This is a genomic window from Citrobacter sp. R56, from assembly GCF_016811995.1.
Taxonomy (GTDB): Bacteria; Pseudomonadota; Gammaproteobacteria; order Enterobacterales; family Enterobacteriaceae; genus Citrobacter_D; species Citrobacter_D enshiensis.
The window spans coordinates 1642064-1662661 of sequence record NZ_CP069159.1; the positions used below are offsets into that span (position 1 = coordinate 1642064).

The window sequence follows — 20598 nt, forward strand, 5'->3', positions numbered from 1 at the left end:
ACACTTGTGACAGGTAGGACTATGAAGCTCTCTTTAGAAAATAGCTCGCTTGATAAAACCGGTAATACGGTGGTCACCACGCAGCTTCAGCAAATGATTGACGAGATTGATAGGGCGGGCGGCGGTACGCTTACTCTCACGCCTGGAATTTATCGCACCGGTACGCTGGTACTTCCTTCGAATTTTACGCTGCATCTCGAGGCTGGAGCGAGCCTGCTTGCAAGTGCCGATGCTGAGGATTATCAGACGGTAGAAACGGTCACGATGGCTGAGTTGTCGCGCATGGCGCTGATTTATGCCCGTGGCCAACACCACATTACGCTCAGTGGCGAAGGTCGCATTGACGGCGAGGCCGCCAACTGGTTTGCCGCACAGCCGGACTCGCAAGGCTATCGACTGCCGAAGAACCAACGCCCACGTCTGCTGGTGCTGGAAGGCTGTGAACAAATCCGCATTCGCGATATCACGTTGTATGACGCCCCGATGTGGACTGCGCATCTGGTGAGTTGCAACCACGTCTATATTCGCAATCTGACGATTGATAACGATCTGACGCTGCCTAACACCGACGCGCTGGATATCGACAGTTGCCAGCACGTGCATATCAGCGACAGCTACTTCAGCGCGGCAGATGACGGTATTTGCCTGAAGACCACCAACAAGCCCGCCTCGCTGCAACAGCCTATTCGCAACGTTGTGGTGAATAACTGCATCGTGCGTTCGAAAAGCTGCGCCATCAAGATTGGCACCGAAACGTTCGCCGATATCGAAAATATCACCCTGTCCAACTGCACCATTTTTGAGTCTAACCGCGGGATTGGCCTGGTGTCGCGTGACGGCGGACGTTTTCAGCAGATGGTGTTCAGCAACATTCTTTTTGACTGCTGTCATGCTCACCCTTGCCATTGGGGTAAAGCCGATCCGGTCTACATTTCTGTGCGCCATCGCGCGCCTGACATTACGCCTGGCATTGTTTCAAACATCACGTTCAGCAACCTGGCCGGGACTGCGGAAGGGGCGATTAACCTGCACAGCGAAACGGCAGGCATGATCCGCGATGTCATGTTCAATGGGGTCAGTATCGAACAACGGGTCAGCACGTCTGAAGAACAGGGGTTCTACGACATTCGCCCGCCGTGCAATCCAGAACGCCCAACGGGTATGGGACTGGACAATGCGTACAACGTTAACCCGCAGACCGGTCGCGCCCATGGCGTCGAAGCCTTCCCCGGCGGATTACCTGTGTTTTACGCCAACGGCGTCACGGGATTGCGGTTATCGGGCATCACTGTTCGCCGCCCTGAAACGCTGCCTGCTCACTGGCATACACAACCCATCGTATTGCTCAACGTTCAGGACTGCCTGACGGATTCTCCCTCTGTATGAGGGAAATGCTTTGTATGCCTTCTCAGTGACCGGGGATAGAAAATGATAAAAAAAGCTCGTGAAATAAAAATGCACAACTACGTCTGCTATGGTCTTGCAGATGTGATTGGCTCCGGCGCCTTCACTCTGGTGAGCGCATGGCTGCTGTTCTTTTTAACCACTTTTTGTGGACTGACGCCGATTCAGGCCGGTTCACTGTTTGCTGTGGCGCGTATCGTTGATGTGATCATGTGCCCGTTAATGGGCTACATCTCGGACAACTTCCACAAAACGCGTCTGGGCCGTCGTTTTGGTCGCCGCCGTTTCTTCCTGCTGCTGAGTATCCCGCTGGTGGCGGTGTATAGCCTGCTGTGGGTGGAAGGCTTCAACTATTGGATGTATCTGCTGGTCTACATCCTGTTTGAAGTGGTCTATTCCATGATCATCATCCCGTATGACACGCTTTCTGCGGAGATGACGTCCGACTTTAACAAACGTTCAAAACTGACCAGTGCGCGTATGTACATCGCACAGCTTGCCGGTTTTGCCGCGGCGTTCCTGCCAGGACGACTGATCTCTTACTTTGGCGCCGATTCGTCAGACTCATTTTTCTATGCGGGCGCTATCTTCACCGTTTCGTTCATGATCGTGCTGTTCTTTGTTTACTTCGGAACCTGGGAACGCTCCCTGGAAGAGATCGAGCAAAACGAGCGCAAAATTGATGAAACGGAAAAACTGCCTCTCGGCACCCGTATTTACAATATTTACTACGATTTTGTCTCCACGCTGAAAATCAAAACCTTCCGTTCGCATCTGGGGATGTATCTGGGGGGCTCTGTTGCCCAGGATATCTTCAACTCCGTGTTCACCTATTTTGTGGTGTTCGCGCTGATGACCTCTTCTGTGACGGCTTCAAACCTGCTGGGAATGATCAACGGTCTGCAATTCTTTGGTGTTGGTCTGGCGACCTGGTTAACGCTGCGTTTCTCGCCTTCACGCGCGTTTGCTACTCAGGGTGCGCTGGCTGTTCTGGCATTCATTCTGTTTACCGTTACCTGGATGAATGGCTCAACCAGCATGGCGATGCTGTATCTGGCGGCGGGTATTGCCGGTCTGGCGCGCGGTGGCATTTATGCCATTCCGTGGAACAACTACACCTTTGTAGCCGACGTGGATGAAATCCTCACCTGTAATCGTCGTGAAGGGATCTTTGCCGGGTTCATGAGCCTGCTGCGTAAAGCCTCCCAGGCGCTGTCCATTTTCCTGGTCGGTGTGGCGCTGCAGATGGCCGGTTTTGTTTCCGGACAAACCAACCAGCCAGAGTCTGCCATCAATATGATCATGATAATCATGATTGTCCTGCCGGTGCTCCTCACCCTGTGGGGGATCTGGTCTGCATTCCAGTTCAAGGTCAATAGCCGCACCCACGCGATCCTCAATGAAGAGGTTGCCCGTCTCAAGCGTGGCGAAAGCAAAGCGACCGTTAGCGCTGAAAACAAAGCCGTTATCGAAAGCCTGACCGGGATGCCGTACGAGCAGTGCTGGGGCGAAAACACCGTTGGCTACATCAACCGCAGCCACATGAAATCGCAGTCAGCTGCCCAACCTAAAAATGCCTGAATACCGGGGCGGACAGCAATGTCCGCCTGCTATTGGAAGAGAACAAAATGACTGAACAGAGCCTGGTGATGCAACAAGGGCTATGGGCGCGGATGGGATTACCTCGCGAACTTTGCTGGGGATTTATCGGCGTATTTCTTTTTATTACGGGCGCAACAATAGAACAAAGTTGGCTCTCCTCAATGCTGCAACAGCGGGGATTCTCTCCGTTTGATATCAGCCTGTTGTCATCCATATTTGGCCTGTGCGTGGCGGCGATCTCCTGGTTTTCCGGCATCGGTGCCGGGGTTCTGGGATTACGCCGTTTAATGTGGGTCGCAACGGCGGTGTACTTTATCGGTTCTGTGCCGTTTATCTTTTTTGCCTTACCGCAAAACAACTACCCGCTGATGGTCGCCACGTATGCGCTGCGCGGCGTCGCATACCCGCTTTTCGCCTACTCGTTTCTGGTGTGGATCAACCAGCGCTGCGAGATTCGGATCCTGGGGCGCGCGGTGTCCTGGTTCTGGATTGCGTTTGGTGTCGGCATGACCATCGTCGGCCCGTGGTATTCAAGCCTGATGATTGCGAAATGGGGTGAAACCAACACGCTGCTGAGTGGGTTTGCTTTTGTCCTGTGCGGCGCGTTTTGCGCACTGGTGCTTAACCGCGATCGTCCCGACTGGCAGCGGGGTCAGGCGTTAGGCCCGGCGCTTCTCGAAGGGATAACCGTACTGGCGCGCGAGCCGAAAATGCGTCTGGCGGTGGTGGTGAAAACCATCAACGACATTGGTAAGTTTTCACTGGTGATCCTGATGCCAGTGTACCTGCCCCGGTTTGGCTTCAGCATCGCGGAGTGGCTGACTATCTGGGGTCTGGTCAACGTCATCAATATTTTCTCCAGTTATCTGTTTGGCTGGTTAGGCGATACCATTGGCTGGCGGAATACGGTGGTGTGGTTTTCCGGCACGCTGTGTGGGGTTGCCTCGCTGGCAGTTTGCTACGCGCCGGTGTTATTTGGTCACAGCGAACTGGCGCTGTTCCTGGCGTTGTCGATTTATGCGATTGGACTGGGGGCGTTTGGGCCACTGAGCGCGCTGATTCCCTCGTTGTTGCCGCAAAATAAAGGGGCGGCCATTTCGTGTCTGAACCTGGGATCCGGGTTAAGTAATTTCGCCGGGCCGTTTATTGTGACGCTGTGTGTCGGGCCGCTGGGCGTGGAAGGGACGCTGTGGGTGATCGCCATTCTCTATTTTGCCGCCAGCCTGTTGACGATCCCGCTGAGATTGCCTGATAACCCGCAATCTCCAGGTTAACCTCTAACTTTTCGTCTATGCTTTTTCCTCAAGTCTCTGAAAAGGGCAGCAAAAGAGTGAGGAAAGCGACATGACAATCTCAAAGCTATGGTTGAGCTCACTGGCGCTGGTTGCGGCAGTGAGCTTGCCATTACAGGCTGCATCTCCTGTCACCGTCGGGTCGAAGATCGATACCGAAGGGGCGCTGCTCGGCAATATTATTCTGCAAGTGCTGGAAAGCCACGGCGTTAAAACAGTCAATAAAGTGCAACTGGGTACCACGCCCGTGGTGCGCGGGGCGATCACCTCCGGGGAGCTAGATATTTATCCGGAATACACCGGTAATGGTGCCTTCTTCTTCAAAGATGAAAACGATCCGGCGTGGAAGAACGCCCAGGCAGGCTTTGAAAAAGTCAAAAAGCTGGACGCTGAGCAAAATAAACTGGTCTGGCTCACGCCCGCACCCGCAAACAATACGTGGACCATTGCCGTACGTCAGGACGTGGCAGAAAAGCACAAGCTCGCGTCGCTTGCCGATCTGGGGCGCTATCTGAAAGAGGGCGGTGAGTTCAAGCTGGCGGCGTCTGCTGAATTTATCGAGCGCGCTGATGCGCTTCCCGCCTTTGAAAAAGCCTACGATTTTAAACTGAATCAGAACCAGTTGTTGTCGCTGGCCGGTGGCGATACGGCGGTCACCATCAAAGCTGCCGCCCAACAAACCTCCGGCGTCAATGCGGCAATGGCGTATGGCACCGATGGGCCGGTGGCGGCGCTGGGTCTGCAAACGTTGAGTGACCCTAAGGGTGTTCAACCCATTTATGCCCCCGCGCCGGTGGTTCGCGACGCCGTGCTGAAAGCGCATCCGCAAATCGCCGAATGGCTACAGCCGGTCTTTGCCAGTCTCGATGAGAAAACGTTGCAGCAATTAAACGCCAGCATTGCCGTCGAAGGACGGGATGCGAAAAAAGTGGCGGCAGACTACCTGAAGCAAAAAGGGTGGGTGAAGTAACTGAATTTGTCTGCGATGCGTAAGGTGTCAAACGTCAGTATCAATCGCGTGCTGTTGCTGCTGGTGCTCCTGACCGCCATTGCCGCTGCGCTTCCTTTCGTGAACTACGCCCCGAACCGACTGATGTCAGGTGACGGGCGTCAGCTCTGGGATATCTGGCCGGACATGACATGGGGACTGTCAGGGGGATTCGCGCTACTGCTTACCCTGTGTCTGTTCCCCGGTCAACGCGGTGCAGTTGTTACGCTGGTGGTTGTGCAACTGCTGCTGACGGCCGTGCTCATCGCGGCTGGAAGTGCGGCGATGCATCTGGCCCAGACAGGCAGCCCGCTGGCGCGAACCAGCCTCGGCAGCGGTTTTTGGCTGGCGCTGGGTTCTACGCTTCTGGCCTGTAGCGATGCCATTCGGCGCATTACCGTACACCCGCTGTGGCGCTGGATATTGCACGCGCAAATCGCCGTGGTGCCGCTGGCGCTATTGTTTTCCGGCGCGTTCAACGATCTCTCGCTGCTGAAAGAGTACGCCAACCGTCAGGATGTCTTTGATGATGCTTTTGCGCAGCACCTGACACTGCTGGTCGGTACGGTGGTGCCTGCGTTGCTGATTGGCGTACCGCTGGGGATCGGCTGTTTTTTCTCAGCCGCGCGTCAGGGGGCTGTCTTTGCGGTACTGAATGTTATCCAGACGATTCCCTCCGTCGCTCTGTTTGGCCTGTTGATTGCGCCGCTTGCCGGGCTGGTGAAGCACTTTCCCTGGCTGGGGAGCGTGGGGGTGGCAGGCACTGGCCTGACGCCAGCGCTGATCGCACTGGTGCTGTATGCCTTATTGCCGCTGGTGCGCGGCGTGGTAGCAGGGTTAAACCAGGTGCCGCATGAGGTTCTGGAAAGCGCCAGAGCCATGGGGATGAGTCTTAGTCAGCGTTTTATCCATGTCCAGTTGCCCCTGGCGCTGCCGATTTTCTTGCGTAGTTTACGGGTGGTGATGGTGCAGACCGTCGGTATGGCGGTGATCGCCGCGCTTATCGGCGCCGGCGGATTTGGCGCGCTGGTGTTTCAGGGATTGCTCAGTAGCGCCGTTGACTTAGTCTTACTGGGGGTCGTTCCGGTTGTTGCGCTGGCGATCGTTATCGATGCGCTGTTCGATTTACTGGATGCACTCCTGAAGGTCAAACACGATGATTGAATTTAGCCATGTCAGCAAATCGTTTGGCGAACAAAAGGCCGTCAGCGATCTCAATCTGCACTTTCGTGAGGGCAGTTTTTCGGTGCTGATTGGAACGTCTGGCTCAGGTAAATCCACCACGCTCAAGATGATTAACCGACTGGTGGAACATGACAGTGGGCGGATCCGCTTTGCCGGGGAAGAGATTCGTAGTCTGCCGGTGCTGGAACTGCGCCGACGGATGGGATACGCCATCCAGTCGATCGGACTTTTTCCCCACTGGACGGTGGCGCAGAATATCGCCACGGTGCCACAACTGCGGAAATGGTCGCGTTCGCAAATTGATGACCGCGTAGAGGAATTGATGGCGCTTCTGGGGTTAGAGGCGGGGCTGCGTGAGCGTTACCCCCATCAGCTTTCCGGTGGCCAACAGCAACGGGTGGGCGTGGCGCGCGCACTGGCGGCGGATCCGCAGGTACTGTTGATGGACGAACCGTTTGGTGCGCTGGACCCGGTGACACGCAGCGCGTTACAGCATGAGATGACCCGCATTCATCGCCTGCTAGGGCGCACTATCGTGCTGGTGACGCACGACATTGATGAAGCATTACGCCTCGCTGAGCATCTGGTGCTGATGGATGGTGGCGAAGTGGTGCAGCAGGGAACGCCGCTGGAGATGTTGATGTCTCCTGCCAGTGATTTCGTACAGGCATTTTTTGGTCGCAGCGAACTTGGCGTGCGGCTGCTGTCGCTGCGTCGAGTGGGCGATTTTGTCCGGCGTCAGGAGCGGCTGGCAGGAGAAGCGCTGGCAGAGGAGATGACGCTGCGTGACGCGCTTTCCGCCTTTGTGGCGGGTGGGTGCGACGTCTTGCCGGTGGTTAATCAGCAGGGCGTTCCCTGCGGGACGCTCCATTTTCGCGATTTACTTTCAAAGACTTTGCCTCATGAAACGTCTGCGTGATCCGTTGTTATGGCTCATTGCCGTTTTTCTGCTGTTGCTGGTCAGCTTGCCGCACAGTCAGGCGCTGTTTGGCGCGCTGTTTCCCCAATTACCGCGCCCGGTGTATCAGCAGGAAAGTTTTCTCGCGCTGGCGTTGGCGCACTTCTGGCTGGTCGGTATTTCGAGCGTGGTTGCCGTGGCGGTAGGCGTTGGGGCGGGGATCGCGGTGACGCGTCCGTGGGGGAGCGAATTTCGTCCGCTGGTTGAAACCCTTGCGGCGGTTGGACAAACCTTTCCACCGGTGGCGGTGCTGGCGATAGCGGTTCCGGTGATGGGATTCGGTCAGGAACCGGCGATCATCGCCCTGATCCTGTATGGCGTGTTACCGGTTTTGCAGGCCACCCTGGCGGGGCTGGGGGCAATTCCACAGAGTGTGGTCGGCGTGGCGCGTGGAATGGGGATGAGCCGTGGGCAGCAGTTGCGCAGCGTTGAGCTTCCTCTGGCGGCGCCAGTGATTTTGTCCGGTATTCGGACGTCGGTGATTATCAATATCGGAACGGCGACCATTGCGTCAACGGTGGGGGCCAGCACGCTGGGCACACCCATTATTATTGGGCTCAGCGGATTTAACACAGCCTATGTGATTCAGGGCGCGGTACTGGTGGCGCTGGCAGCAATTATTGTCGATCGCGTTTTTGAACGGCTCGGGCAATACCTTACCCGGCATGCAAAATAAACGTATAACCTGCGAGCATGACGCCGCCAATGCCACCGATGGCCATCAGCAGGAAGAGGGTAATAACACCGATTTTAGCTACGCTCATTATGCACTCCTTATGTTAACGGAGAGATTATATGATAAAGCGTATTTGTTAATGAACCATTAAATGCCGAGTAGATGAATATCGTGACCCTGCGCAAGCCATTCGGCAAGCTGCTGCTGTTGGGCAGGGGTCTGGTTTTCGCCGCACCAGATGAGCAAGGTTCGCCCATCAAACAGTTCCGGGCGCAGTTGATTCAGTGAATGGGGCAGCACGTCAACGCGCCATCCCTGCTGACTGGCTACCCACCCCTCCAGCCACAATCGCGTGGTATCGTGAATATTCCAGCCGACGACCAGCGCATCTTTTCCCTGTTTTTTGCGGGCAGTGGCCAGACAAATCGCAATGTAGTTGATCAGTACGCCGTCGAGAATACCCAGCAGCGCCTGTAGGGTGGGCTGCTGGCATTGCAAACGTCGGCGCAGGGGAATAAACAAGTGTGTGGTGAGCGTTTGGGCCGGATAATCCTGGCCGCGTTCTTTGATCCACAGCCTGAGGCTCTGCAGATTGTTGCTTTGCAAATAGTGCAACAGCGTTTCTTGCTGTTCGCGCCAGCCGTTTTGCAAATCGATACTATCATTGCTCAGTAGCATTTTGACCTTGCTGACCTGCACGCCATTGTCTATCCAGCGCTTGATCTCACGGATCCGGTCGATGTCCGCATCGTTAAACAGGCGATGACCACCGTCGGTTCGTTGCGGTTTCAACAACCCGTAACGCCTCTGCCACGCGCGTAATGTGACAGGGTTGATATCACAAAGCAAAGCCACTTCACCTATCGTGTAAAGCGCCATCGTCTCACCCTTGCTCGCGAGGTCCCAGTCTTACTGTAGACGCTCTTTTGCGAACCAGGTAGTTTTGTCTGTTTTTTGTTCAATCAGGGGGTGAGAATGTGCGCACTCACGTGCTTTTGAGTGATCGCACTCACGAATTGATGTTTTTATGCAACAGTTCAAAGAAAGTTCAGCGGACTCAATGTATGTTACGCGGTTTTAAGTGATGTGTGGTTAGCGGGTATGTACGAGTTCAATCTGGTGTTGCTGCTGCTTCAGCAGATGTGCGTGTTTTTGGTTATCGCGTGGTTGATGAGTAAAACGCGTCTGTTCATCCCGCTGATGCAGGTTACGGTTCGTTTACCGCATAAATTCCTCTGCTATATCATCTTCTCTATTTTCTGCATTATGGGCACCTGGTTTGGCCTGCACATTGACGATTCCATCGCCAACACGCGTGCTATTGGCGCGGTGATGGGCGGTTTGTTGGGAGGGCCGGTCGTCGGCGGGCTGGTGGGCTTGACCGGTGGCTTACATCGCTACTCAATGGGCGGTATGACGGCGCTCAGTTGCATGATTTCGACCATTGTCGAAGGGCTGCTGGGAGGCCTGGTGCATAGCGTGCTGATTCGCCGTGGTCGGACCGACAAAGTCTTTAGCCCGCTGACGGCAGGGGCGATTACCTTTGTGGCTGAACTGGTGCAGATGCTGATCATTCTGCTGATAGCCCGTCCGTTCGAAGATGCGCTGCATCTGGTCAGTAACATTGCCGCGCCGATGATGGTGACCAATACCGTCGGGGCGGCGTTGTTTATGCGTATTCTGCTCGACAAGCGCGCCATGTTTGAAAAATACACCTCGGCGTTTTCAGCGACCGCGCTGAAAGTGGCGGCCTCCACCGAGGGTATTCTGCGTCAGGGCTTTAACGAAGTGAACAGCATGAAAGTGGCGCAGGTGCTGTATCAGGAACTCGATATTGGCGCAGTGGCGATTACCGATCGCGAAAAACTGTTGGCGTTTACCGGTATTGGCGACGATCACCATTTACCCGGCAGACCTATCTCATCGACCTATACGTTGAAGGCGATTGAAACCGGAGAAGTGGTCTATGCCGATGGCAATGAAGTGCCATACCGGTGTTCATTGCACCCGCAGTGCAAATTGGGGTCGACATTGGTTATCCCGCTACGTGGAGAGAATCAGCGGGTCATGGGCACCATTAAGCTGTATGAAGCGAAAAACCGGCTCTTCAGCTCGATCAACCGCACGCTGGGGGAGGGCATCGCCCAGCTATTGTCGGCGCAGATTCTGGCGGGTCAGTATGAGCGGCAAAAGGCGCTGCTTACCCAGTCGGAAATCAAACTGCTGCACGCGCAGGTAAATCCTCATTTTCTGTTTAACGCGCTCAACACGATTAAGGCGGTGATCCGCCGCGACAGCGAGCAGGCCAGCCAGTTGGTTCAGTACCTTTCGACCTTCTTTCGTAAAAATTTAAAACGCCCGTCGGAGATTGTTACCCTTGCCGATGAGATTGAGCATGTGAATGCCTATTTGCAGATCGAGAAGGCCCGCTTCCAGTCTCGTCTGCAGGTGACGCTGACCGTACCGGACGCGCTTTCGCACCAACAACTGCCCGCATTTACCCTGCAACCCATCGTAGAAAATGCCATCAAGCATGGGACTTCCCAGCTACTGGGAACCGGCGAGCTCTCTATTACCGCGCGCCGGGAAGGGCAATATCTGATGCTGGATATTGAAGACAATGCCGGATTGTATGAGCCAACGAACAATGCCAGCGGCCTCGGTATGAACCTGGTGGATAAACGGCTGCGGGAGCGATTTGGCGACGACTACGGCATCAGCGTAGCCTGTGAACCCGATCGCTTTACCCGAATAACTTTACGACTTCCTCTGGAGGAACACGCATGATTAGAGTGCTGATTGTGGATGACGAGCCGTTAGCGCGGGAAAATCTGCGGATTCTGCTGCAAGTTCAGAGTGATATCGATATTGTGGGTGAATGTTCAAACGCGGTGGAAGCGATTGGCGCGGTGCATAAACTGCGCCCTGACGTCCTGTTTCTGGATATTCAGATGCCGCGCATCAGCGGGCTGGAAATGGTCGGGATGCTCGACCCGGAACACCGCCCTTATATCGTCTTTCTGACGGCGTTTGACGAGTACGCCGTTAAAGCTTTCGAAGAGCATGCGTTTGATTATTTGCTCAAGCCCATCGAAGAAACACGGCTGGAGAAAACGCTGGCGCGTCTGCGCCAGGAGCGGAGCAAGCAGGATGTTTCGGTGCTGCCGGAAAATCAGCAGGCATTAAAATTTATTCCCTGTACCGGACATAGCCGGATTTACCTGCTGCAACTGGATGATGTGGCGTTCGTCAGCAGCCGGATGAGCGGCGTCTATGTGACGAGTAGCGAAGGCAAAGAAGGTTTTACCGAACTGACGCTCAGAACGCTGGAAAGCCGCACGCCGCTGATGCGTTGTCATCGCCAGTATCTGGTCAACATGGCGCATCTGCAGGAGATCCGCCTTGAAGACAATGGCCAGGCTGAACTGCTGTTGCGTAACGGACAGACGGTGCCGGTCAGCCGTCGCTATTTAAAGACCCTGAAAGAGGCGTTGGGACTGTAATTCGTGTATACTCGTCGCGCTTCAAGTTGCAGCTGCGCTCGCTTGCCGCCTTGCTGCAACTCGAACTGCTTAGAGTAGAGACTTAGCCCCCGCATTTTTTATTTTTCACCATCACCGAAGGCACTATGGTCAGTAACGATATTTTACGCAGCGTCCGCTACATCCTGAAAATCAACAATAACGATCTGGTGCGTATTTTCGCGCTGGGGGAAGCCGAAGTGACGGCGGAACAACTGGTTCCCTGGCTGCGTAAAGAAGATGAAGAGGGCTTCGTGCGTTGCCCGGACATCTTAATGTCGTGCTTTCTGAACGGTCTGATTTATGAAAAGCGCGGGCGTGATGATTCGGCGCCGGCACTGGCGGTCGAGCGTCGCATTAACAACACTATTATGCTGAAGAAGCTGCGCATTGCGTTTGCGCTGAAAACCGATGATATCCTCGCCATTATGACCGAGCAGAAGTTCCGCGTTTCGATGCCGGAAATCACCGCCATGATGCGCGCTCCTGACCACAAAAACTTCCGTGAATGTGGCGATCAGTTCCTGCGTTATTTTCTGCGTGGGCTGGCGGTGCGTGAGCACGCCAAAAAAGCCTGAACGTTGTTGGCCGGATAAGCATAGCGCCATCAGGCGGTAGTGAGCAGATAGCCGGATAGCGGTTTCGCCTTACCCAGCCTTACAAGCTCCGATATAAAAAACGCTGCCGAAGCAGCGTTTTTTTATGCAGATTATTTCACCTGCTGTCCAGGCTTCGCACCTTCGTCCGGGCTTAACAGGAAAATGTCTTTTCCACCAGGACCTGCGGCCATCACCATCCCTTCAGAGATGCCGAAGCGCATTTTGCGCGGCGCCAGGTTGGCGACCATCACCGTATGGCGACCGATCAGCACCTGCGGGTCGGGATAAGCCGTACGGATCCCCGAGAAGACGTTACGTTTCTCGCCGCCAAGATCGAGCGTCAGGCGCAGCAGTTTATCGGAGCCGTCAACAAACTCGGCGTTTTCGATCAGTGCGATGCGCAAATCCACTTTGGCAAAATCATCAAAGCTGATGGTTTCCTGAATCGGGTCGTCAGCCAGCGGGCCGGTTACCGGCGTGCTCAGCGCTTTGACTTCTTCTTTAGACGCTTCAACCAGTGCTTCGACTTGTTTCATCTCGATGCGGTTGTAGAGCGCTTTGAAGACATTGACCTTGTGAGCGAGCAGCGGCTGCGCCATGGCATCCCAGCTCAGTTCCGTATTCAGGAACGCTTCCGCACGTTCGGTCAGCGTTGGCAGAACCGGCTTCAGATAGGTCATCAGCACGCGGAACAGGTTGATACCCATTGAGCAAATTGCCTGTAGGTCGGCATCGCGGCCTTCCTGTTTCGCAACTACCCACGGCGCCTGTTCATCGACATAACGGTTGGCGACGTCGGCCAGCGCCATGATTTCACGGATTGCTTTACCGAATTCACGGCTTTCCCACGCTTCGCCAATCACTGCTGCGGCATCGGTGAAGGTTTTATACAGCTCAGGGTCAGCCAGCTCAGAAGCCAGTACGCCATCGAAACGCTTGTTAATAAAGCCCGCGTTACGCGACGCAAGGTTAACCACCTTGTTCACGATATCGGCATTCACGCGTTGCACGAAATCTTCCAGATTCAGGTCGATATCATCGATACGGGAAGAGAGCTTCGCGGTGTAGTAATAACGCAGGCTGTCGGCGTCAAAATGGTTCAGCCAGGTGCTGGCTTTAATGAAGGTGCCGCGTGATTTTGACATCTTCGCGCCGTTCACCGTCACATAGCCGTGAACAAACAGGTTCGTCGGTTTGCGGAAGTTGCTGCCTTCCAGCATTGCGGGCCAGAACAGGCTGTGGAAGTAGACAATATCTTTACCGATGAAGTGATACAGTTCGGCATCGCTGTCTTTCTTCCAGTATTCGTCAAAGCTTACGGTGTCGCCGCGCTTGTCGCACAGGTTCTTGAATGAACCCATGTAGCCGATTGGCGCATCCAGCCAGACGTAGAAGTATTTGCCCGGCGCATTCGGAATTTCAAAACCGAAGTACGGTGCATCGCGGGAGATGTCCCACTGTTGCAGACCGGATTCAAACCATTCCTGCATTTTGTTTGCGACCTGCTCCTGGAGTGCGCCGCTGCGGGTCCACGCCTGAAGCATCTCGCTGAAAGAAGGCAGGTCAAAGAAGAAATGCTCAGAATCACGCATTACCGGCGTGGCGCCGGAAATCACGGATTTCGGCTCGATAAGCTCAGTTGGGCTGTAGGTCGCGCCGCACACTTCGCAGTTATCGCCGTACTGGTCCGCCGCCTTACATTTCGGGCAGGTGCCTTTGACAAAACGGTCCGGCAGGAACATGCCTTTTTCCGGATCGTAAAGCTGAGAGATGGTGCGGTTTTTGATAAAACCGTTCTCTTTCAGGCGCGAGTAAATCAGCTCGGACAATTCACGGTTCTCGTCGCTGTGCGTCGAGTGGTAGTTGTCATAGCTGATGTTGAAACCTGCGAAATCAGTCTGATGCTCCTGACTCATTTCGGTAATCATCTGCTCAGGCGTAATGCCCAATTGCTGTGCTTTCAGCATGATTGGCGTGCCGTGGGCGTCGTCTGCGCAGATGAAGTTAACCTGATGGCCGCGCATTCGCTGGTAACGGACCCAGACATCAGCCTGGATGTGCTCCAGCATATGGCCGAGGTGGATAGAGCCGTTTGCGTACGGCAGCGCGCACGTTACCAGAATTTTCTTCGCGACTTGAGTCATAGTAGGTATTACTTCTTCTCTATTAAAAGGGGGTTCTGATGTTACCTGAAAGGGAATAACTACGCCAAGTGATAAGGGCATTTATCCATAAATGAATATTTGTTACCACTGGAGTAGACTAGGTAGTTACAATCGTTTTTTCAGAACAACAAAAAGGAGTCGGGATGAACGCACAATCCCAGGCCAAATCACCAGAAACCTTGCGCGCTATGGTCGCCGGGACGCTGGCGAATTTTCAGCACCCCACCTTGAAGCATAATCTTACAACGCTTAAAGCGTTGCATCACGTTGCCTGGATGGATGACACGCTGCACGTTGAGCTGGTCATGCCGTTTGTCTGGCACAGCGCGTTTGAGGTGTTAAAAGAGCAATGTAGCGGTGACCTGCTGCGGATCACAGGCGCAAAAGCGATCGACTGGAAGTTGTCGCACAACATTGCGACGCTTAAGCGTGTGAAAAACCAGCCGGGTATTAACGGTGTTAAGAACATTATCGCGGTCAGTTCCGGTAAAGGCGGAGTGGGTAAATCGTCTACTGCGGTGAACCTGGCATTAGCGCTGGCTGCGGAAGGGGCGAAGGTCGGCATTCTGGATGCGGATATTTACGGTCCGTCTATTCCCACGATGCTCGGCGCAGAAAATCAACGTCCAACGTCACCTGACGGCACCCACATGGCGCCGATCATGTCTCATGGGCTGGCGACGAACTCAATCGGGTATTTGGTGACAGAAGATAATGCCATGGTATGGCGTGGTCCAATGGCCAGCAAAGCGCTGATGCAGATGTTGCAGGAGACGTTGTGGCCCGATCTGGATTACCTGGTTCTGGATATGCCGCCGGGAACCGGTGACATTCAATTGACGCTGTCACAGAATATTCCGGTGACGGGGGCTGTGGTCGTCACCACCCCGCAGGACATCGCGCTTATCGATGCCAAAAAAGGCATTGTGATGTTCGAGAAGGTCGAAGTGCCTGTACTGGGCATTGTTGAAAACATGAGTATGCACATCTGTAGCCACTGTGGTCATCATGAGCCAATCTTCGGCACGGGCGGTGCGCAGAAGCTGGCAGAACAGTACCGTACTCAGTTGCTGGGACAGATGCCGCTGCATATTAGCCTGCGTGAAGACCTCGACCGGGGAACGCCGACGGTGATCAGCCGTCCTGACAGTGAATTCACAGCGATGTACCGAGAACTGGCTGACCGTGTTGCCGCGCAACTGTACTGGCAGGGTGACGTTATCCCGGGCGAAATTGCCTTCCGTGCGGTCTAATATTCGCTAATTTACGCCTCTAATCCGTTCGCCACATCAATATTAAACTGGTGTGGCGAACGCTTTTAACCTGCCATAGCTTCCATTTCGCTTATCTCTTTTAAAGATAACGCACATGTCTGAAATCGAAACGCAACGCGATGTAAGTTATGGCAGAACGCGTAAGAATGAGTTCGCGGTGAATAATAGAGAAAAGGGTCACTGTATTCCCCCTCTGAAAAGAGGGGGATATTTGATTATCGGTGATAAAAAATCTCGCCGTCGTAGGCTTTCACGATTTTGCCATCGGTATCGTTGACCAGAACGTAAGCGCTGCCCATATAAGTCCAGTGAGTTCCCGCATCCGGAGCAGGCAGGTTGCGCAGTTGCCACTGTTTAATTTTGTACTCATCAGTAAGGTACAATTGCGGTACGGTATCCCCGGGTTTGAAATGGGTGAAGTCGGCAACAAATCCGCTTAATTCGTACTGAGCGATGCCTGTTTTGGCTCCCGTAGCGGCCCAGACGGTGCTGGTTGCTAACATCAGGGCGCCCATCAACATCATTTTCTTCATACCCATATACTCTCCACTTTCCACTCTATCGGGTCACAAAATTTAGCCGTGTATCATTCCCACCGCGTGGTATGTGTGACAAGCACTTTTTTGTAATCACACCTATTATTTCGTAAAAAGTGTAAACGAAAGTACCAATAAACGGTATCACTAACCCGTAGTCCCTTTTGCGAACAGTGGTTTTAAGAATCATCCAGGTCAATTTTCGGTTTGCATTGCATGATGCAGACAACGTCGCTCTATATCCATGTTAAAAGAAGGGATTAATAATTATATTTTATTATCGCTCATCCTTAAGCGATTATTACTTACTTCGCATATCCAGCAAATTGGTCATTCTTCATTACGGCAATTTTATGGTTTTTATAAGTGATGATTTTATAGATCCCTTGTTGCCATGTGGCACCGTATCCACCGGATTCAATCACCACCGCCGGTTTACCATCGACCGTGACGCTCTCGTTAATTTTCCAGATGATTTTTAAGCCGTCATAGTGCTTGATAATTGTTTGGCTATCAGAAACAGCCTGGTGATTACCACAAGTACCGGCCGCATCCTCGACTTGCGTACAGCCAGATTTCTCCAGCTTATCGCGATAAGAATGGCTGATAGCAAAAGCCGGAGAGGTGGCTAGCGTAGTCAGAACCAGAGATACAATCAGCGTTTTCATTAATAACCCTCGCCGTTGGCGTTTTTGTGATGGTGGTGAGTCTGGTCGGTTTTATTGCTGTACAGCGCATTGGCATTTTCTAACGCTTGTTTCTCAGCCGCAGCGTTAATTGCCGATTGACGGTTTTGATCTGCGATATAACAAGCATCACGGCTAACGCCCTGAGACTCACATGCCGCCATACGAGAAGCGGAGGTCGAGCAGCCACTCAGAATAGCGCACGCGGTGGCCAGAATAAGAATAGCTTTCATCATATACCTTTATTTATTTGAAATATGTCTTCATCTCATCCCCTGTTATATAAAGGGGAGTGCCGTTATTAGAAACCGATACCCACGCCTGCACCCATCGCAAAATCATTATTGGTTGAATCGCTAATTCCTGCTTTGATAATGGTGTTACTGCCTGCGTGGAAAGATGCACCAACACTTAACGCTTGCTCATTTTTAAAAGAACCCACGCCAGCAGAAACCATCATGGCCTGGCTTGCCTGAACCTGCGGCATTGAAGCAATCGCAATCGCTGAAGCAGCGCCGCTACGAGCCTCTTTTTTATTACTGTCGACTTCATCTTTTAACGAATTGAACTGCGCATTGCTGCTGGCTTGCTGTTGAGTGAAAAACTGCTTCGCATCCTGAAGGTCTTGCGCGACATTTGCCGATTGCTTAGCGGTAGCGGTAATAGCCTGGCTATTACTGGCAACTTTCGATTGCGTCGCGGTATCGACTTTTGTCACCGTGGTGGTGACTCCATCGCGCCCATCTTTGCCATCTTTTGGTTTAGGGGCGTCTTCAAGGGCTTTAATGCGGTTGTCTTCGTGGATATTTTGATTCAATAACGCATGATTCACTTGCTGCTGGTCGGCTTTGTTAGTGGTGATTTGCGTTTGCAAATTCTTATCCCCACTTAAACGGTTTTCCGCTTCACTATCAACAGTGCTCTGATCCGCTTTGGTGTTGAATAAAATACCAATTTGATGATTATTCGAGGCAATTTGGCCAGTATGTAAATCGGCTTGCGTTTGAACATCATCCACTTTTTTGTTTACGACAATGACTGCATCTTTCGTGCTATTTAAATCAGCATCAACAGACGTAATGCGATTGGTATTATTTTGAATCTGATCCAGGTCGTATGTTTTAACAGACTCATCAACCCCTTTAACAGCGATAAAGGTATTTGTACCATCTATCGTACCGATATAACCAACGCTGGCAGCATGAGCAGAAGAAATGGCGATGGCGCTAAAAACAACGACAGAAACTGCAGATTTAACAAATTTCATTTAAACGTTCCTACAAAAAATTAACATAAGTGTTATTACTATTATTTTTAAGCGCTGAGACGGCCTTTGTCTCTTCCAGACAATATCTTACCGAGTGGTGACTAATTTCCTTTTTTAGTAACGCGAATAAACTATCCAGCAACGTGATAGGTTAAACTTTGACGTAGATCACGCATGGCACGAATAGCTAAAGTTTTGGGGGGTGAAAATCTGCTGTTATCCAGATCAATAGAAGATTAGAGAATAAATGGAAGGGCTGTTGAATTATATTTAATCTAAGAATGAACTATATGTAACTCAGGTTATTATTTCTTTCTGATGCTTTATTTTATTTTTTCTGGTTCGCTATTTTGAATTTTATTGATAATACGTAGTGTTAATATTTTAGATAGGATGGTTCTATTAGATGGCTTAAAGTAGAGTAAGTGATATTGATATGTAAAAAATATGCATAGCATTAATCACGGCTAGCATGCTCAATAACGTCATCTTTACGCTTTAACGAATGCAACACGGTGTTATCCGGATGAGATATTGACGGTAAAAATGGGCATGATGCGTGCTGGCGTCATTTATCGTTTTCGCTTTCTTGCTGACCCTGAACCAGGGCTGGATATCAGCCAGCCAGCGAGGGCTTGCAATCGCCAACTGCTTTCCTTACTCTGTTAATAATCAAGCGATTTGTACTACTAACGACTCGGGGTGCCCTTCTTAAATGAAGGCTGAGAAATACCCGTACCACCTGATCTGGATAATGCCAGCGTAGGGAAGTCTGACACTGCCCGTGTCTCATCTTCTTCACGCGGGCAGGAGCTGAACATGCAGCCTGACCTGCACAGCCGCGCTCTGGCGGCTCACACCTTGCACCAATTTCGAACACTTTCTCCTCTCACGCACTGTATGACGAATGATGTCGTACAAACGTTTACGGCGAACACATTGCTGGCGTTAGGCGCTTCACCTGCCATGGTGATTGAACCTGAAGAGGCAGGCCAGTTTGCTGCCATCGCGAGTGCGCTTCTGATTAATGTCGGAACACTGACACAGGCACGCGCTGAAGCCATGCGCACGGCGGTGGAGCAGGCGCGCATATCCAATATCCCCTGGACGCTTGACCCTGTCGCCGTGGGCGGACTCGATTTCCGTCGTCGCTTCTGCCTGACGTTGTTGGCGCTGCAACCTGCCGCTATTCGCGGGAATGCGTCTGAAATTCTTGCGCTTGCCGGAATGTCTGCGGGCGGACGCGGAGTGGATACTACCGATACAGCCGCCTCGGCGTTACCTGCTGCGCTTGCCCTGGCGCGTCAGTGCGGAAGTGTCGTGGTGGTGACGGGAGAGGTGGATTACGTGACCGATGGTCAACGCACCGTCTGTGTCACCGGTGGCTCACCATTGATGACGCGTGTCGTAGGTACGGGGTGTGCTTTATCCGCAGTGGTGGCGGCAAGTTGCGCGTTGCCGGGGAATACGCTGGACAATGTCGCCTCCGCCTGTAGCTGGATGAAGCAAGCGGGGCAAATAGCAACCGATCGTAGTCAGGGACCCGGCAGTTTTATTCCCGCTTTTCTTGATGCTCTCTATAACCTGAACGCGGAGGAATACGCATGAAACGGATAAATGCTTTAACCATTGCTGGCACGGATCCCAGCGGCGGTGCGGGAATTCAGGCCGATCTGAAAACATTCTCGGCCCTCGGTGCGTATGGTTGCTCCGTCATTACCGCGCTGGTCGCGCAAAATACGCGCGGCGTTCAGTCGGTATACCGAATTGAACCTGATTTTGTCGCGGCGCAGCTTGATTCTGTGTTCAACGATGTGCGAATTGATACCACCAAGATCGGTATGCTGGCGGAAACCGATATCGTTGAGGCTGTGGCCGAACGTTTACAGCGCCATCAGGTGAAAAATGTGGTGCTGGATACCGTCATGCTGGCAAAAAGCGGCGATCCATTGCTTTCACCTTCCGCCGTTGAGACGCTGCGAACCCGCTTGTTACCGCAGGTATCGATTATTACGCCAAATTTACCTGAAGCCGCGGCGTTGCTTAACGCTGAACATGCGCGTAGCGAGCGGGAAATGCTGGAGCAAGGTCGCGCGCTGCTGGCGATGGGCTGCGGCGCGGTGCTCATGAAAGGAGGACATCTGGACGATGCTCAAAGCCCGGACTGGCTGTTTACGCGCGAAGGCGAGGTGCGTTTTACCGCCCCCAGAGTGAACACCAAAAACACCCATGGCACAGGCTGTACGCTGTCGGCGGCGCTGGCGGCGCTTCGTCCTCGCCACCAAAATTGGGCCGAAACGGTGCAGGAGGCAAAAATCTGGCTTTCTGCGGCGCTGGCTCATGCAGATACGCTGGAAGTGGGCGAGGGGATTGGGCCGGTACATCATTTCCACGCATGGTGGTAATGGTAGTATACTGGCAACAGACTCGTCTGCCAGGAAAAAG

Annotated in this window: 20 protein-coding genes and 1 riboswitch; of the genes, 13 read left to right on the forward strand and 7 right to left on the reverse strand. The window is 53.0% G+C overall.

Translation table 11 applies throughout. The features are described 5' to 3' along the window. Positions 1 to 21 precede the first annotated feature (21 nt). The 7 genes from JM656_RS07805 to JM656_RS07835 all read left to right on the forward strand — a co-directional run bounded on the left by JM656_RS07805 (position 22) and on the right by JM656_RS07835 (position 8105). On the forward strand, positions 22 to 1386 hold the full coding sequence (locus JM656_RS07805) for a glycoside hydrolase family 28 protein (protein ID WP_203360668.1): 1365 nt from the start codon (positions 22 to 24) through the stop codon (positions 1384 to 1386). A 42-nt stretch (positions 1387 to 1428) separates the two neighbouring features. Further along, the gene (locus JM656_RS07810; protein ID WP_203360669.1) at positions 1429 to 2985 is read left to right on the forward strand and encodes an MFS transporter; all 1557 of its coding nucleotides are present in this window, start codon (positions 1429 to 1431) and stop codon (positions 2983 to 2985) included. 47 nt (positions 2986 to 3032) lie between these two features. Further along, a complete protein-coding gene (locus JM656_RS07815; protein WP_203360670.1) occupies positions 3033 to 4280 on the forward strand; it encodes an MFS transporter in 1248 nt (415 codons plus the stop codon). A 70-nt stretch (positions 4281 to 4350) separates the two neighbouring features. Next, a complete protein-coding gene (locus JM656_RS07820) occupies positions 4351 to 5268 on the forward strand; it encodes an ABC transporter substrate-binding protein (protein ID WP_203360671.1) in 918 nt (305 codons plus the stop codon). Positions 5269 to 5283: 15 nt separating this feature from the next. Next, positions 5284 to 6450 carry an ABC transporter permease gene (locus JM656_RS07825; protein WP_203360672.1) on the forward strand — a complete coding sequence of 389 codons (1167 nt, stop codon included), beginning with the start codon at positions 5284 to 5286 and terminating at the stop codon, positions 6448 to 6450. Continuing rightward, the gene (locus tag JM656_RS07830; RefSeq protein ID WP_203360673.1) at positions 6443 to 7390 is read left to right on the forward strand and encodes an ABC transporter ATP-binding protein; all 948 of its coding nucleotides are present in this window, start codon (positions 6443 to 6445) and stop codon (positions 7388 to 7390) included. The genes JM656_RS07825 and JM656_RS07830 overlap by 8 nt, the downstream gene beginning before the upstream one ends. Then, positions 7374 to 8105 (forward strand): ABC transporter permease, encoded by a 732-nt coding sequence (locus tag JM656_RS07835; protein ID WP_203360674.1) that lies wholly within the window; start codon positions 7374 to 7376, stop codon positions 8103 to 8105. Before JM656_RS07830 ends, JM656_RS07835 begins: the two co-directional genes overlap by 17 nt. Here the strand turns inward: JM656_RS07835 and JM656_RS07840 are convergent. Together JM656_RS07840 and mlrA are read right to left on the reverse strand one after the other, a co-directional pair. Then, entirely contained in the window at positions 8086 to 8193 is a 108-nt protein-coding gene (locus tag JM656_RS07840) for a protein YohO (RefSeq protein ID WP_192612784.1), read from the reverse strand. The genes JM656_RS07835 and JM656_RS07840 overlap by 20 nt on opposite strands. A 59-nt stretch (positions 8194 to 8252) precedes the next feature. Further along, a complete protein-coding gene (gene mlrA / locus JM656_RS07845; protein ID WP_203360675.1) occupies positions 8253 to 8984 on the reverse strand; it encodes an HTH-type transcriptional regulator MlrA in 732 nt (243 codons plus the stop codon). A 222-nt stretch (positions 8985 to 9206) separates the two neighbouring features. Between mlrA and JM656_RS07850 the strand changes: the two genes are divergently transcribed. The 3 genes from JM656_RS07850 (at position 9207) to JM656_RS07860 (ending at position 12204) form a co-directional block, all read left to right on the forward strand. Beyond that, the gene (locus JM656_RS07850; protein ID WP_203360676.1) at positions 9207 to 10892 is read left to right on the forward strand and encodes a sensor histidine kinase; all 1686 of its coding nucleotides are present in this window, start codon (positions 9207 to 9209) and stop codon (positions 10890 to 10892) included. Continuing rightward, complete coding sequence (gene btsR / locus JM656_RS07855; protein WP_203360677.1) at positions 10889 to 11608, forward strand: two-component system response regulator BtsR; 720 nt, start codon at positions 10889 to 10891, stop codon at positions 11606 to 11608. The genes JM656_RS07850 and btsR overlap by 4 nt, the downstream gene beginning before the upstream one ends. Positions 11609 to 11733: 125 nt before the next feature. Beyond that, positions 11734 to 12204, forward strand: coding sequence for a DUF1456 family protein (locus tag JM656_RS07860; RefSeq protein WP_192612780.1), 471 nt, complete (start codon positions 11734 to 11736; stop codon positions 12202 to 12204). 131 nt (positions 12205 to 12335) lie between these two features. Here the strand turns inward: JM656_RS07860 and metG are convergent, their stop codons facing one another. Next, positions 12336 to 14369 (reverse strand): methionine--tRNA ligase, encoded by a 2034-nt coding sequence (gene metG, locus JM656_RS07865; RefSeq protein ID WP_203360678.1) that lies wholly within the window; start codon positions 14367 to 14369, stop codon positions 12336 to 12338. A gap of 164 nt (positions 14370 to 14533) precedes the next feature. Between metG and apbC the strand changes: the two genes are divergently transcribed. Further along, positions 14534 to 15643 carry an iron-sulfur cluster carrier protein ApbC gene (apbC, locus tag JM656_RS07870; protein WP_203360679.1) on the forward strand — a complete coding sequence of 370 codons (1110 nt, stop codon included), beginning with the start codon at positions 14534 to 14536 and terminating at the stop codon, positions 15641 to 15643. Positions 15644 to 15879: 236 nt separating this feature from the next. Here apbC and JM656_RS07875 read toward each other — a convergent pair whose 3' ends face one another. The 4 genes from JM656_RS07875 to JM656_RS07890 form a co-directional block, all read right to left on the reverse strand. Then, positions 15880 to 16203, reverse strand: a complete 324-nt coding sequence (locus tag JM656_RS07875; protein WP_203360680.1) for an RcnB family protein — start codon at positions 16201 to 16203, stop codon at positions 15880 to 15882. Positions 16204 to 16505: 302 nt separating this feature from the next. After that, positions 16506 to 16868 carry a hypothetical protein gene (locus JM656_RS07880; protein WP_203360681.1) on the reverse strand — a complete coding sequence of 121 codons (363 nt, stop codon included), beginning with the start codon at positions 16866 to 16868 and terminating at the stop codon, positions 16506 to 16508. After that, positions 16868 to 17122, reverse strand: coding sequence for a hypothetical protein (locus tag JM656_RS07885; RefSeq protein WP_238929206.1), 255 nt, complete (start codon positions 17120 to 17122; stop codon positions 16868 to 16870). The genes JM656_RS07880 and JM656_RS07885 overlap by 1 nt, the downstream gene beginning before the upstream one ends. 65 nt (positions 17123 to 17187) lie before the next feature. Beyond that, entirely contained in the window at positions 17188 to 18153 is a 966-nt protein-coding gene (locus JM656_RS07890; protein ID WP_203360682.1) for a YadA C-terminal domain-containing protein, read from the reverse strand. A 688-nt stretch (positions 18154 to 18841) separates the two neighbouring features. After that, positions 18842 to 18939, forward strand: a riboswitch (TPP riboswitch). Positions 18940 to 18972: 33 nt separating this feature from the next. On the opposite strand from JM656_RS07890, the gene thiM reads away from it, so the two are divergent. After that, positions 18973 to 19761: a hydroxyethylthiazole kinase gene (gene thiM, locus JM656_RS07895; protein WP_203360683.1), complete on the forward strand. Its 789-nt coding sequence runs from the start codon at positions 18973 to 18975 to the stop codon at positions 19759 to 19761. Then, positions 19758 to 20558, forward strand: coding sequence for a bifunctional hydroxymethylpyrimidine kinase/phosphomethylpyrimidine kinase (gene thiD / locus JM656_RS07900; RefSeq protein WP_203360684.1), 801 nt, complete (start codon positions 19758 to 19760; stop codon positions 20556 to 20558). The genes thiM and thiD overlap by 4 nt, the downstream gene beginning before the upstream one ends. Positions 20559 to 20598 lie beyond the last annotated feature (40 nt).

What these genes read in the sequence shown, in the direction of transcription:
- JM656_RS07805 (WP_203360668.1), top strand. Translation starts at nt 22, where the DNA reads ATGAAGCTCTCTTTAGAAAATAGCTCGCTTGATAAAACCGGTAATACG.
- JM656_RS07810 (WP_203360669.1), top strand. Translation starts at nt 1,429, where the DNA reads ATGATAAAAAAAGCTCGTGAAATAAAAATGCACAACTACGTCTGCTAT.
- JM656_RS07815 (WP_203360670.1), top strand. Translation starts at nt 3,033, where the DNA reads ATGACTGAACAGAGCCTGGTGATGCAACAAGGGCTATGGGCGCGGATG.
- JM656_RS07820 (WP_203360671.1), top strand. Translation starts at nt 4,351, where the DNA reads ATGACAATCTCAAAGCTATGGTTGAGCTCACTGGCGCTGGTTGCGGCA.
- JM656_RS07825 (WP_203360672.1), top strand. Translation starts at nt 5,284, where the DNA reads ATGCGTAAGGTGTCAAACGTCAGTATCAATCGCGTGCTGTTGCTGCTG.
- JM656_RS07830 (WP_203360673.1), top strand. Translation starts at nt 6,443, where the DNA reads ATGATTGAATTTAGCCATGTCAGCAAATCGTTTGGCGAACAAAAGGCC.
- JM656_RS07835 (WP_203360674.1), top strand. Translation starts at nt 7,374, where the DNA reads ATGAAACGTCTGCGTGATCCGTTGTTATGGCTCATTGCCGTTTTTCTG.
- JM656_RS07840 (WP_192612784.1), bottom strand. Translation starts at nt 8,193, where the DNA reads ATGAGCGTAGCTAAAATCGGTGTTATTACCCTCTTCCTGCTGATGGCC.
- mlrA (WP_203360675.1), bottom strand. Translation starts at nt 8,984, where the DNA reads ATGGCGCTTTACACGATAGGTGAAGTGGCTTTGCTTTGTGATATCAAC.
- JM656_RS07850 (WP_203360676.1), top strand. Translation starts at nt 9,207, where the DNA reads ATGTACGAGTTCAATCTGGTGTTGCTGCTGCTTCAGCAGATGTGCGTG.
- btsR (WP_203360677.1), top strand. Translation starts at nt 10,889, where the DNA reads ATGATTAGAGTGCTGATTGTGGATGACGAGCCGTTAGCGCGGGAAAAT.
- JM656_RS07860 (WP_192612780.1), top strand. Translation starts at nt 11,734, where the DNA reads ATGGTCAGTAACGATATTTTACGCAGCGTCCGCTACATCCTGAAAATC.
- metG (WP_203360678.1), bottom strand. Translation starts at nt 14,369, where the DNA reads ATGACTCAAGTCGCGAAGAAAATTCTGGTAACGTGCGCGCTGCCGTAC.
- apbC (WP_203360679.1), top strand. Translation starts at nt 14,534, where the DNA reads ATGAACGCACAATCCCAGGCCAAATCACCAGAAACCTTGCGCGCTATG.
- JM656_RS07875 (WP_203360680.1), bottom strand. Translation starts at nt 16,203, where the DNA reads ATGGGTATGAAGAAAATGATGTTGATGGGCGCCCTGATGTTAGCAACC.
- JM656_RS07880 (WP_203360681.1), bottom strand. Translation starts at nt 16,868, where the DNA reads ATGAAAACGCTGATTGTATCTCTGGTTCTGACTACGCTAGCCACCTCT.
- JM656_RS07885 (WP_238929206.1), bottom strand. Translation starts at nt 17,122, where the DNA reads ATGATGAAAGCTATTCTTATTCTGGCCACCGCGTGCGCTATTCTGAGT.
- JM656_RS07890 (WP_203360682.1), bottom strand. Translation starts at nt 18,153, where the DNA reads ATGAAATTTGTTAAATCTGCAGTTTCTGTCGTTGTTTTTAGCGCCATC.
- thiM (WP_203360683.1), top strand. Translation starts at nt 18,973, where the DNA reads ATGCAGCCTGACCTGCACAGCCGCGCTCTGGCGGCTCACACCTTGCAC.
- thiD (WP_203360684.1), top strand. Translation starts at nt 19,758, where the DNA reads ATGAAACGGATAAATGCTTTAACCATTGCTGGCACGGATCCCAGCGGC.